Origin of the sequence: Methylovorus menthalis (genome assembly GCF_020523625.1) — a bacterium.
Taxonomy (GTDB): domain Bacteria; phylum Pseudomonadota; class Gammaproteobacteria; order Burkholderiales; family Methylophilaceae; genus Methylovorus; species Methylovorus menthalis.
In genome coordinates, this window is record NZ_JAJAQH010000005.1 from 70,535 (window position 1) to 83,480 (window position 12,946).

A 12,946-nucleotide genomic window follows, 5' to 3' on the forward strand; every position below is an offset into this window, starting at 1 on the left:
GGATACCCGGCACGTGGCCGGATATCCGCTACAGGGGCTCTGTTTAGAAACGCAGTGTCAGCGATACGCCAGCGGTACGGGGCGCGCCATAGATGGCGGTGGAACCGGTTGCAGGCGTAGCTGGCAGAGCATGCGCCAGGTATTCCTTGTCAAACAGGTTGTTCACATACCCGGTAATGGCCAAGCGATCACCCTTACTGCTCCAGGTGACGCGCGCATTGACGATGGAGTAGCCATCCTGGCTCAGCAGTTTGTAATATGTGTTCTGCGCGGTGTTCTGCGCATTCACAAAGTAATACTGCTCGCTGGTGTAGCGCCAATCCAGGCTGGTCACGATCTTGTTGTCGTTCGCCAATGGAATGCGATAGTTGGCCGATAGCAAGGTGTTGAGGTTGGGGGTACGTACCAGGTCGTTGCCGTTGTAGTTGGTGGTGCTGTTTTGTACCTGCAACTTGTCAAACTCGCTCGACTGCAAGCCGATATTGCCAATCAGGCGCAGATTGCTGGTAGGCAATGCTTCCACTTCAAACTCCGCGCCCTTTACCGTCGCGCTGTCTGCATTCTGCAGGTACGACACGGTGGTGGTGGCGCCAGGTGGTAGACCCACCACGTTGACTTGCACATCCTTGTAGTCGTAGTAGAACAGGGTCGTGTTGAAGTTAAGGCGGCCATTTAACCACTCGGACTTGTAGCCGATTTCATAGGCATCCAGTTTTTCCGGCTTTACCGTGTTCAGTGCAGCTGTCGCTGTCGCGGCCGTGTTAAAGCCGCCAGACTTTTCACCGTGCGCATACTTGAAGAAAGTGCGGCTGGTGTCGCTGATCTTGTATTCCGGCGTGAAATCGTAGGTGAAGGAGTTCCAGCGTTTTTCCTGATGCGCATCGAAATTGGTCACGAGGCCCGTTGGGTTGTTGTAGCTGCCGATGTAACTATCCCACCATTGGCCGAGGTTGCCCCAGCTGGCGGCGGTAATGCCAGCGCCCGAGGCCGAGCGGCGGCTGATATCCACTTCTTTCTTCTCGGTAGACCAGCGGGCACCCAAGGTGGTCTTGAATGCCTCGGTCCAGTTGTAGGTGGTGCTGCCAAACAACGCAAAGCTGGAAGCCTTGTGGTCGTAATCGGTATAGCTGAAGTTGTTCAGCGCATTGGTGCTGGTGCCGATAAACGCAGGCACGCTGCCATTCGGTAAACGGGCGGCGGCGCTGTAGGAGTTGATGTCCTCCTTGAAAAAATGCACGCCCGACAGCCAGTTCCATCGGTCTTCACGTGGTGACGCGAAGCGGAACTCCTGCGAGTACTGCTTGCTGTCGGCCTTGGTGTAGCCTCGTGACAATTCCAGCGCGCTATTGTCGGCGTCGTTCAGCACGGTTTGGTCCCAGTCTTCGTATGCCGAGATCGAAGTAAGCGAGTACTTGCCCAAGTCCCATTTCAGGGTCAGCGATGCGCCGTTCTGTGTCGAGTCGCCGCTGTTTTCGGCATTCGAGCTCACATCCTTGCGGCTAGTGCTGGGCACATAACCAAAGCGGAAAGCGCCACCCGGGCCAGCTCCAATGATGGTCTGAATGCTGCCATCGGTCGTATAGTCCCGACGGTGCACATTAAGCAGGGCTTCCAAGTTATCGGTCAGCTGAAACAGCAATTGACCACGCACGGCGGTGTCCTTTATCGATCCATCACGTTGGCCGGTGAACTGGTTACGGAAATAGCCGTCACGGTCCTGATCATAGAAAGACAAACGGCCCGCCACGCGCTCGCTGACAATTTCGCCACCTACTGCCCCTTCAAAAATACGCGAGCCATAGTTGCCGATATCGGCTTTTACATAATTTTCACCGGTATTGAACGAAGGCTTCTTGCTGATGATATTCACCGCGCCGCCGGTGGTGTTCTTGCCCCACAGGGTGCCTTGCGGGCCACGCAGAACTTCCACCCGATCCAGGTCAAACAGCGGGAAGCCGCTAGCGGTGGCATTGCTGATGTACACATCATCCAGGTAGATACCTACCGGGCTGGCCATGTCGATCTGTTGCTGGCCGGAACCCACACCGCGAATCCACCAGCGGGGGCGACCATTGAACTGCGTATTGGCAGACGCATTGGGTACGTAGTTGAGTACCTCACCTGCGGATTTGCCTATCCCCTTGTCCTGCAGTTCCTTGCCGCTTAATACAGTAATGGCGGTGGGCACCTTTTGAGCCGTTTCTTCACGTTTGTTGGCAGTTACTACCACACTGCCCAGTGAGGCTTCGCTTTCACCCTGGTTGTTCACTGCGGCTGGCTGGGCAACCGTCGCGTTGGTACTGGTGTCGGTCGTCGCGGCTTCGGACGATGTGGTCTGTGCGGCAGATGCGTCATTGGACGATGCGTTTCCGGCGGCATAGGCCTGACTGATGACCAGGCTGCCGATGAAGACGCTGCTTACTGCACGCAGTAAAGGTTTAACGATAAAGCGCGCTTGCGCTGGCTGATCTGATGAGCTGCTTGTTGTTATGGGCATGTTGGTTCCTGTTGAATGCAAATAAATAAACGACGACATGGGCTAGCGCAGAATCTGTGCCAGTGATGATTGGCGCTCTCGAATTAACGCTAACTGATTGTTGTAAAAAGATTTAAATTTGATGCTGTGTGGTTGCTGTCCGGCGGCTGCTGTTTTTGCAGCAACAATTTCTGGTGGGGCTGTTGCGTCTACTGTTGGCAGGGCAACAACAGCTCGCTACCCGTATGCGCGAAAGTCAGGTCAGGAAATAATGCGCGCTGTTGCTCCAGCATCAGCGTTGATGGCTGAAGTGTTGCGTGTGGTACAAGCCCGTGGAGTGAGCGCGAGTGAATAGCGATAAAAAATGAAGGAAGAAAGATAGCTAAAACAAGCTAATCGATTGAAAAATAAGAGATAGCTTTTGCGCAGCCATGGGAATGCCATGCGCTGGCACAGGCATTGCCAATGCATAGGGGTCTGGCTATCAAGCCATTAACTGAAACCTCTTATTTAAGGAGACCCTGATGTCGAACCCGCTTTCCGAGATTGACCTGATTTCGTACGTGGAAGATGCCAAGGCCGATGCCATTCATGCCTTTGGCATACTGAGCCGCAACGGTACCTTGTCTGCCAGTCTGACTTACCATGTCACCCACCTGGTGCCTGGGCACGATAAATTGCTGCATATCCGCTTCCCAGGCGGCCTGGCGCGTGATCAGTCGCCCAGCATCGCCATTACCGAGTTCTCCAAGCATCCCGACCATATCTTGCGTGAATCCCGACTGGACGCCGATACCGTCATCCATGCCCATACCAACTTCCTGTCGGCGTGGTCGCTGGCGCACAAGCCGTTTCCGATTTTGTATGTGGCCGCTGCCCGCCATCTGGCAGCCCGCGAGATTCCCAATCATCTTGATCGTACGCGCAGTGTTTACGATGTCATCAAGGAGCGGCTCGACCAGCATCCCGAACTGGCACCGCCGCCAGCATTGCTGGAATCGAATGGTGGCGCCAATTTCTGGGGCAAGGGGATTATCAAAACCTCGGAGTTGATCCTGTTTATTGAGGAGGCCGCGCGCTATCAGGCGATTGCCGAGCAGATCGGCGGCGCACAGCTGTATACCCCCGGGGCGCTGGAGTTGCAGTGGCAGCGTACTGGCCTGCTGGATAAAGCCAAGTCCTATACCGGGCGCTATCTGGCCGATATCGCTGGCTAAGTGCGGGGCCGGAGGCACACGCTCTGGCCCGTCATACACCTTGATAAGCATGAGAACAAGCACATGAGTAATTCCCGCAGTTCGACCTACCCGATTGAACCGGTTTTCCTGCAGCGCTGGTCGCCGCGCGCATTCACAGGCGAGGCTATCTCCGAAGATATCTTGTTGGCTCTGGTCGAGGCGGCGCGCTGGGCGCCCTCGGCCAATAATGCTCAGCCCTGGCGTTTTATATATCTGCTGCCGGATTCGCCGGATTGGCAGGCGCTGCTGAATACCCTGAATGAGAATAACCGGCGCTGGGCACCGCAGGCTTCGGCATTTCTGGTCCTGCTTTCCAAGACGACGCATATACGCCCTGGCGCCAGTGAGCCTACCCATCTTTATAGCCATTCGCTGGATGCTGGTGCCGCCTGGGCTTATCTGGCCTTGCAGGCCGAGGCCAGCGGCTGGAGCACCCATCCGATCGGCGGCTATGATCGTGCGGCCTTGCAGGTATTGCTCGGGGTGCCAGAGGACTATCAGCTGGAAACGCTGGTCGCGGTGGGCAAAAGGGGGCCTGCCGATGGTTTGCCAGACGATCTGCGCAGCCGGGAGCAACCCACGCCGCGCCGTCCACTGACGGAGATCGTGACCAAAGATCGCTTCAGCTTTCCCACGACCTAGCGTGAACAGGCCTGGCCAACGCGACAGTTGGTCAGGCAACAGTCCGTTGTTGTAGCAGCAGCTGGCGTGTTGCCACAGCACCAGCTGCCCACGCACTGCTGATTTTAAAACAGTAATAAGTTCATGGTTTTTATGTGTTTTTATTGGCGTGCGAGGGCGGGCACGCATCCTGCAATATCCAGTTGTCGACCATAGCGTCAACTTTTAATAAGGAAACCGACATGACTATCCAGTTTTACTGGCACGTGCCTACGCGCGGCGATGGGCGTTTGGCGGACGCTGCCGTCAAGCTGCGCGGCGAGCGTAACGATGAGCAACCCTATTTCACGGCAGGCGTGACGGACCCGCGTGGCCGCAAATTCAATTATTACGATCATCTGCATCAGATTGGCAAGGCGGCGGAGCTGGCAGGATTTGATGGCTTGTTGGTGCCCAACGACCCGGAGGGCGAAGAGTCCTGGATCGTGGCCGGCTATCTGACGCGCAATACACGCCGCGTCAAGGTATTGGCTACGTTTGATTCCGCACGAGGTTCTGCCGTGTATGCCGCCAAAAATGCCGTGAGTTACCAGCGCTTCAGCAATGGACGTTTTGCCTGGCAGATTGCCACATCGGCGAATGTGGCAGAGCGCCGTGCCAATGGTGATTTTATTGAAGATGCGGATATTCCACAGCGCACCGAGGAGTTTGTGACGGTGGCGCGGCATGTCATCACCGAGACAGGCTATAGCTTCAAGGGACGTTTTTTTGAAGTGCTCGAAGGCGGTTTCAAAGGCCCGCTTTCCGGCCAGGCGGTGCCGCAGGTTTTCCTGACCGGGCAGACCGAGGCTGATCTTGCGGTATCGGCCAAGCTGGCTGATGTACATGTGTTTGAGGCGCTGCCACTGGCGGATTTGCAACCATATCTTGAGCGCTTGCAGGAGCTCTCCGCCAAGGCCGGCCGGCCGGTGCAGGCGGCGTTGCGCATTGATCTGCTGGTGCGCGAAACCGCCGCAGAGGCCGTGCACGATGCCGCGCGTCAGGCGCGGCAGCAAGGGCAAACGGCGCTGCCAGACAAAGCCGGTCTGTGGGCTTTGCAAACGCCGGGGGCAGGCGCGGCACGCGCCACCCTGGTAGGCGATGCCGATCAGGTCACTGCTGCCCTGGAAGAGTATGCCTCTGCCGGCATTACCGTGTTCCAGCTGGGCGCTGTGCCCGCGCTGGAAGAAGCTTACCGCATAGGCGAACAGGTGCTGCCCGCCCTGCGTGCACGCCTTGGTTTATCTCAACAACAGGCCGCCTAAGGAGACGATGATGGCGATTGATATTTTCTGGCGTATTCCTACGCATGGCGAGCCCAGCTCGCTTCGCAACAAACTTCACCATCGTGGCGATTGGTCGCAGCAGGAGGGTGATCACATTGTGCATCGCGGTCTTGCAGGCGGCGGTGGCGATGGTTTCAATAGCCTGGACTACATTGCCGAAGTGGCACGCGCAGCTGAAATCTCCGGCTTCCATGGTGGCTTGATTCCCTCATTCCCCATGACCGATGAGCCTTGGGCGATTTCGTCTTTCCTCGCGCGCGAAACCAGCACGTTCCGCTTCATGATCGCCTTTCAGCCGGGCTTCCTCAATCCGGTGACGGCCGCCCGCATGACGGCCAGTCTGCAACGCGCCAGCAATGGGCGTGGACTGTTCAACATCATCACTGGTGGCGGTGGTCCAGCCCAGCTGTGGTGGGGCGATGTGGCGCCGCATGATGACCGTTACGCGCGGACAACCGAGTTCTTGGATGTGCTGCGCAGCTTGTGGAAAGGTGGCAGCTACTCCCATCAAGGCAAGTTCTACCAGCTGGAAAATGCGGCGCTGCCAGAACAGTTGCTGGGGCAGGATTTCCCGGAAATCTATTTTTCCGGTTCATCGGATGCTGCCTTGGTCTCTGCCTCCCAGCACGCTGACTTTTATCTCTCCTGGCTGGAGCCTTTTGACCAGCTCAAGGAGAAGTTTGACAAGGTAAAAGAGAAAACCGACAAGCTGGGTCGCAAGGTCAAATGCGCTGTGCGGGTGGATATCGTGGCACGCGCCACGGAAGAAGAAGCCTGGCGCGAAGTCCGCCGTGGCTTTGAAAACCTGAGTGATGCCGACAAAGACCGCTATGCGCGCTTTGCCCAGCAGACAGGGGATTCGGTCGGCGCCAACCGGCAGCGCAGCAATGCCCCGAAGAATCTGGACAATTACCAGGACTTTATCCTGCACCCTAACGTCTGGTCCGGCTTCAGCCTGCTGCGTGGCGGGCAGACCAACGGTATTGTCGGCAGCTACGAGCAGGTTGCCGAGCGGCTGGATGATCTGGTGAGACTGGGTGCCGATTCTTTTATTCTCGCCAGCACGCCACATCTGGAAGAAGCTTACCGGGTGGGCGAAGAGGTGCTGCCGCTGGTACAAGGCCATAGTGCCAGAAACTCGGTATTGCGCGCCGTAGGCTGATAGTCTGCGGCAGGCAGTGTGGAGATATTGTTCTCTGAACCATAAACATGCCCTGAACAATCAATAAAGCCCAGTCTAGACTGGGCTTTTTGCTGGGAGCAGCGGTTATATGTTGGTGCTTTGGCGGTGTTGCAGAACTTTCAGGTTATGCAACATCCACATCTCACCATCACATGTGGTGTTATCTGAGCGCTTGGGATATTTTTCTGTTTAGTTAAGTAACTAGATCAGCATTCCGGGGTCTGAACAAGTGAAGGTTGGCTGATGGATATCAGCCACGGTGTTCCCCCCGGTGAGCATGCGGAGTGACAAGTCATGTTTCTTGGTCGCTATCTGTGCTTCCGTCTTTGTTGTGGCGTTGTGCCACAACGCTTTTTAGTCCTTTTTTTAGTCCGCATTTAGTGCATGATGAAGTCTCTATGGAAATAAAATCCCACGATCTCCTGGCAAGCTTCATGGATCTGCTGATGGATGCTGTCCTGGCGGTGGATACCGATGGCAAGATTGTCGTGGCAAGTGCGGCATGTGAACGTGTGTTCGGCTACACCCCGCAAGAAATGGTGGGCAGGAATATCTTTGCCATGGTGGTTGCGGAAGACCTTGATCGCACGACGCAGACTGCGCGTGATGTCATGTCCGGCAACCCATTGTTGTATTTCGAAAATCGTTATGTCCGCAAGGATGGGCAAATTGTCGACATCATGTGGACGGCACGCTGGTCTCCCGAAGACCAACTGCGCATCGGCGTGGCGCGTGACATCACGGAGCGCAAGCGGGCCGAGGCGCTGCAGGCAGCACTTTATGCCATTTCAGAGGCCGCGTATGCCGCGGAGGACCTGATCTCGCTGTTTCAGCGTATCCATCATATTGTTGGCGCATTGCTTCCCGCAGACTGTTTTTCCGTCACGTTATATGACAACGAGACCGATCAGTTAAGTTTTCCGTATCTGTTCGATAAGCTGGAGTGGACTGAGCAGCCGTCCAAGCCCGCTGCCGGTACGCTGTGCGCCGAGATTATCCAGAGTGGGCAGCCGCTGCTGCTGACCCAGGAAGAAATCGCTGAGGGACGCGCATTACTGCAAAACGCGCTTGATCCGCATGTGCTCAGCTGGCTCGGCGTCCCGCTCAAGTCGCATAAAGGCATGATTGGTGTGCTTACGGTAAAGCGCTATCTCGGTGGCGTGAGCTATAACCAGAAGGATCTGGAGCTATTGCAGTTTGTCTCGACGCAAATCGCCACGGCGATTGAGCGTCAGCAGATGCAGGCGCGGCTACAACATCTTGCGCAGTATGATCAGCTTACAACGCTACCCAATCGTGAGTTTCTGACGCATCGTCTGGATGTCGCGCTGACATCCGCACAGCGCGAGCAAAGGCGCTTGTCGCTGCTTTATCTGGATCTGGACAAATTCAAACAGGTAAACGACACCCTGGGGCATGATGCGGGGGATCGCCTGCTGCAGGAAGTCGCTAACCGCCTCAAGCTCTGCATGCGAGAAACAGACATCGTGGCCCGCCTGGGTGGGGATGAGTTTGTGGTGTTGTTGCAAGACATTTCCATGCCGGAGCAGGCGGCCATGGTGGTGGAAAAAATACGCGGTGTCCTTTGCCAGCCGTTTACCATTGAAGGTCGCACCCTCACTATTCGTCCAAGCATTGGTATTGCTCTCTATCCTGACCATGGGGATGACAGACATCAGTTGCTCAAACACGCAGATAAAGCCATGTATATCGAGAAGCAAACGGAACAGCGTTTGAAGATGCCGCTGGAAACAGGCGATGCGGCGGGCGAGGCTGCCATTCTTGGCGATACTGATGCGCGCTGATGCCGTTTAGTTGATGGGAAGAGGAAGCGGCCTTGAGCGATAACGCCAAAAGATAAAACGAGAAAGCCATAACAAAAAGCCCAGCACGATGGCTGGGCTTTTTGTTTGAATCTAATTGGTGGCCGGGGGCAGAATCGAACTGCCGACACGCGGATTTTCAATCCGCTGCTCTACCGACTGAGCTACCCGGCCAGCGTTTTTGAGCACTTGGCTCGCAAACAAGACGCGCATTATAGCAAACTTATTTCAGCTGTGTCATTGCCAATCTGTGCTCACGTAAAGAATTTAAGATATTTTGCCGCCCTGCCATTAAAATGATGCCAACTCATTGTTAGCTGTTCTTATGCAAATTCCTGATATTCAAGCGCTAGACCGCGGCCTTTCTGCGGCCATCCAGCACAAGATTGACCATAAAACCAAGCCGCTGGGCGCCTTGGGCCGGCTGGAAGGGCTCGCCATGCAGCTGGGGCTGATCCAGCAGAGCCTTGATCCTGTGTTGCGTAAGCCGGTGATGATGGTGTTTGCGGCCGACCATGGCATTGTCGCCGCAGGCGTCAGCCCTTATCCGCAGGCTGTGACCATGCAGATGGTGTTGAATTTTCTGCAGGGTGGGGCGGCGATTAACGTGTTTGCCCGGCAGGTGGGGATGGAAATCCGCGTGGTGGATGCCGGGGTGAATCATGATTTTGCGCCGCATCCCATGCTGCTCTCGCACAAGGTGGCGATGGGTACGCAGAACATGCTGCAAGCGCCCGCGATGTCCGAAGCTGAATGTGAAAAGGCCATGAATACAGGCCGGCAACTGGCGCATGCCGAGATTACCAAAGGCAGCAATGTGCTGGCGTTTGGCGAAATGGGCATAGGCAATACCACAGCGGCGGCTGCCCTGATGGCGGCGCTTTGCCAGCTGTCTGCCCAGACATGCGTTGGCCGGGGTACCGGGCTCGATGATGCTGGCCTGCAACGTAAAGTAGCGGTTGTGGAACAGGTGCTGCAATATCACGCCCAGCATCTGCATAGTCCTTTGTCCGCCCTGCAGCATGTGGGCGGGCTGGAAATCGCCATGATGGCAGGCGCCATGTTGGGTGCGGCAGAAAAGCAGGCCGTGATTCTTGTCGATGGCTTTATCTGTACCGCTGCCATGCTGGTGGCAAGTCGCATAGCCCCGGCTGTCCTACAATACGCCGTGTTTACCCATTGCTCCGGCGAGCAAGGCCACCGGTGTCTGCTGCAAGCCCTGCAAGCCGAGCCTTTGCTCGATATTGGCATGCGACTGGGTGAAGGCACAGGGGCTGCGCTGGCGTATCCGCTGTTGCAGGCCGCGGCCAATTTCATGAGTGAGATGGCGTCGTTTGAATCCGCCGGTGTGGATGGCAAGAGCACTTAAATCGCCGTGAAGTTCATCCATCCATTTTTGCTGGCGCTCGGTTTTTTCAGCCGCATTCCCGTCCCTCCCAAGCCAGATTTCAAGCCTGCCGATATGGCCGGCATTTCCGCATACTTTCCGCTGGTGGGTTGGATCATCAGTGCTGTAATGGGCGTTGTGTATATCGCCTTGCATCAGCTCCTGCCGCATGGCGTCAGCATTCTTTGCATGCTGGCAGTGGGCCTGTGGCTGACCGGAGCCCTGCATGAAGATGGCTTGGCGGATACGGTAGATGGTCTGGGTGGCGGGCTGGATCGAGAGCGTGCGCTCACCATCATGCACGATTCGCGGGTGGGCAGTTACGGTGTGCTGGCGCTGGGCATGATGCTATTGCTTAAATTCAGCACTTTGTCCGGCATGTCTACAGGGGGGATGCTGTGGGCCGTGTTTGCCGGGCATAGCCTGAGCCGCCTGGCGGGCGTGTGGCTGATGCAAACCCTGGATTATGTGCGTCCGCAAGGCAAGGGCGGTGGCATGACCCAGCCACTCGGCAAGCGAGCGCTGGCATTTGCGATGCTTACCGGCTTGCTGCCTTTGCTGGGCGCGGCCTGGTTTATTCCACCGTGGTCGTTGCCATTGGTGCTGCTGGCGGTGGCCTTGGTGTGGTGGTGGTTTCGCGCCATGTTGCAGCGCCGTTTGGGTGGTTACACCGGAGATTGCGTTGGTGCCATGCAGCAATTGACTGAAGTCATGTTTTATCTGGGAGTATTGGCATGCTTAAGCCAGTGATGGAGCTGTATCTGGTGCGGCATACCACGCCGGACATTGCCCCGGGGATCTGTTACGGACAATCGGATATTGGCGTCAAACATACCTTTGAAGAAGAGGTGGCGGCGCTACGTCCTAAAATTGCCCATATTGAAGCCGCCTCGTTCCACAGCAGCCCATTGCAGCGTTGCCTGCTGCTGGCGCAAGCCGTGGCCGGTGGCCAGCATGAAATTCAGCAGGATGCCCGTCTCAAGGAGCTCAACTTTGGCGATTGGGAGCTGCAATCCTGGGACGACATCCCGCGTGGCCTGCTGGATGAATGGGCCGATGAACATGTCAAGCTTGCACCGCCCAATGGCGAATCTTTCCATGATCTCTCGCTACGTGTGCAAGCCTTTGTTGAGCAGCTGACGCACCAAGGCGCAGGTGTGCATGTTGCCTTCACGCATGCCGGGGTGATACGCGCGCTCACCGGATTTGCGCTGGGTTTACCCCTCAGTAACGTGTTTAGACTGCATGTCGACTATGCTAGTGTCACGAAACTGATAATTGATATTGATCGTGACCGGCCGCTGATGCGCGTCGGGTTTGTTAACCGCTGAGCCCCGTAACCTTATGTCTACTTCGTCCACCCCATCCAATCAGAAAAAAAACGCCGGGGCGGGCGAGCTGGCGAGTCTGGTAAAACGCGCTGATCAGGCACTGGCACAGGGGCATTACAAACTTGCGCTTGAACAGTACAACCACATGCTCGCCCTGCAAGCGGACAATCTGGCGGCGCTGGTGGGCTGTGGGCGCGCACTAACTTCCCTCAAGCAATACGAATTTGCCATCGCGCATCTGGATTATGCGCTGGCTGCCGCGCCGCAAGACGCTGCTATTCATCATTATCGCGGGCTCGCCCTGCAAAAGGCGCGTCGCTTTGATGAAGCCATCGTGGCCTTGCAAACCGCGATTGAACTGCAACCCGATCAGCCTGCGCTTTACCTTAATCTCGCCAATACCTTGGCAGATGCAGGAGATGTCGAGCTGGCCCTGGCGTTTTACGACCAGATCATTGCGCAATACCCCTCGGCGCTGGCCTTCAATAATCGCGGTAATCTGCATCTTGATCAGGGCCGCTTTGCCCTTGCCATGCAGGATTTTACTGAGGCCATTACCCGCCAACCCGATCAGCCCCGGTTTTTCTGGAACAAAGCCCTGCTGCATCTGCTGCTGGGCGAATATGCCCAAGGCTGGGCGCTATATGAATACGGTTTTCATACCGAAGGCGAAGCACGTGGCCTGATGCGCCGGTTTGATCAGCCGCGCTGGCTCGGCGATACCCCGTTGGCGGGCAAGCGCTTGCTGCTGTGGGCCGAGCAGGGCTATGGCGACACCATCCAGTTTTGCCGATACGCACTGGATGCCATGGCCCAAGGGGCTGAGGTGATACTCGAAGTGCAAGCACCATTAAAGGCGCTCATGCACTCATTGCATCCAGCGGTGCAGGTCGTGGCAGCGGGTGAACACTTGCCCGCATTTGACTTGCATAGCCCCTTGCTCAGCATGCCGCTGGCATGGATAAAGGCTGGGGTCTCTACTTTGCCCACGCATACGGCCTATTTAAAAGCGGATAAAACCCGCAAGGCAACATTTCAGCTCGCGCCCCCTGGCAAGCTGCGAGTGGGAGTGGTGTGGTCTGGCTCTACTACGCATAGCAATGATCACCGCCGCAGCCTGCTGTTGCAAAACCTGCAAGCCTGGCGTGATTTATCGATAGAACTGCATTGCTTGCAGCTTGACGTGCGCGAGGTTGATTTGCCAACCCTGGCCGACTGGCCCGAGATGCATCTGCATACCGGGGCCCTGAAAGATTTTAGCGATACCGCGGCCCTGATCAGCGCCATGGATGTGGTGATTTCGGTTGATACTTCGGTCGCGCATCTGGCAGGCGCATTGGGCAAGCCGGTGTGGGTCTTGTTACCCTGGATTCCGGATTTCCGCTGGCTGCTGGATCGTGTAGATAGCCCCTGGTATCCCACTGCACGCCTGTATCGGCAACCGGTTGCCGGGGACTGGGCCAGTGTGGTGCAGCAAGTGATGCTTGATCTGCAAGCTCTGGGCAGTCAACCAGAAGCGCCCACACAAGAATGAATAAGGATGCAGCCGGCAAGCGGCTTGC

Annotated in this window: 10 protein-coding genes and 1 tRNA gene; 9 read left to right on the plus strand and 2 right to left on the minus strand. The window is 56.4% G+C overall.

Translation table 11 applies throughout. The annotated features are described in order from the left end of the window. Positions 1-43: 43 nt before the first annotated feature. Entirely contained in the window at positions 44-2,497 is a 2,454-nt protein-coding gene (locus LG204_RS04935) for a TonB-dependent receptor (RefSeq protein ID WP_230336230.1), read from the minus strand. A 503-nt stretch (positions 2,498-3,000) separates the two neighbouring features. Here LG204_RS04935 and LG204_RS04940 point away from each other — a divergent pair. From LG204_RS04940 to LG204_RS04960, 5 genes are all read left to right on the plus strand, one after another. After that, complete coding sequence (locus LG204_RS04940) at positions 3,001-3,693, plus strand: class II aldolase/adducin family protein (protein WP_230336231.1); 693 nt, start codon at positions 3,001-3,003, stop codon at positions 3,691-3,693. Positions 3,694-3,756: 63 nt separating this feature from the next. Next, positions 3,757-4,356, plus strand: coding sequence for a nitroreductase family protein (locus LG204_RS04945; RefSeq protein ID WP_230336232.1), 600 nt, complete (start codon positions 3,757-3,759; stop codon positions 4,354-4,356). Between the two features lie 221 nt (positions 4,357-4,577). Beyond that, a complete protein-coding gene (locus LG204_RS04950; protein ID WP_230336233.1) occupies positions 4,578-5,639 on the plus strand; it encodes an LLM class flavin-dependent oxidoreductase in 1,062 nt (353 codons plus the stop codon). A gap of 10 nt (positions 5,640-5,649) precedes the next feature. Then, positions 5,650-6,822: an LLM class flavin-dependent oxidoreductase gene (locus LG204_RS04955; protein ID WP_230336234.1), complete on the plus strand. Its 1,173-nt coding sequence runs from the start codon at positions 5,650-5,652 to the stop codon at positions 6,820-6,822. 419 nt (positions 6,823-7,241) lie between these two features. Further along, positions 7,242-8,648, plus strand: a complete 1,407-nt coding sequence (locus tag LG204_RS04960) for a sensor domain-containing protein (RefSeq protein ID WP_230336235.1) — start codon at positions 7,242-7,244, stop codon at positions 8,646-8,648. A 116-nt stretch (positions 8,649-8,764) separates the two neighbouring features. Here the strand turns inward: LG204_RS04960 and LG204_RS04965 are convergent. Then, positions 8,765-8,840, minus strand: a tRNA-Phe gene (locus tag LG204_RS04965). Between the two features lie 151 nt (positions 8,841-8,991). Here LG204_RS04965 and cobT point away from each other — a divergent pair. From cobT to LG204_RS04985, 4 genes are read left to right on the plus strand one after another with little or no spacing between them, the layout of a single operon-like run. Next, a complete protein-coding gene (gene cobT / locus LG204_RS04970) occupies positions 8,992-10,035 on the plus strand; it encodes a nicotinate-nucleotide--dimethylbenzimidazole phosphoribosyltransferase (protein WP_230336236.1) in 1,044 nt (347 codons plus the stop codon). Positions 10,036-10,041: 6 nt separating this feature from the next. Continuing rightward, positions 10,042-10,803, plus strand: a complete 762-nt coding sequence (gene cobS, locus LG204_RS04975; RefSeq protein WP_230336237.1) for an adenosylcobinamide-GDP ribazoletransferase — start codon at positions 10,042-10,044, stop codon at positions 10,801-10,803. Continuing rightward, complete coding sequence (cobC, locus tag LG204_RS04980) at positions 10,788-11,384, plus strand: alpha-ribazole phosphatase (RefSeq protein WP_230336238.1); 597 nt, start codon at positions 10,788-10,790, stop codon at positions 11,382-11,384. The genes cobS and cobC overlap by 16 nt, the downstream gene beginning before the upstream one ends. Before the next feature lie 13 nt (positions 11,385-11,397). Further along, positions 11,398-12,918, plus strand: coding sequence for a tetratricopeptide repeat protein (locus LG204_RS04985; RefSeq protein WP_230336239.1), 1,521 nt, complete (start codon positions 11,398-11,400; stop codon positions 12,916-12,918). The last annotated feature ends 28 nt before the right edge of the window (positions 12,919-12,946 follow it).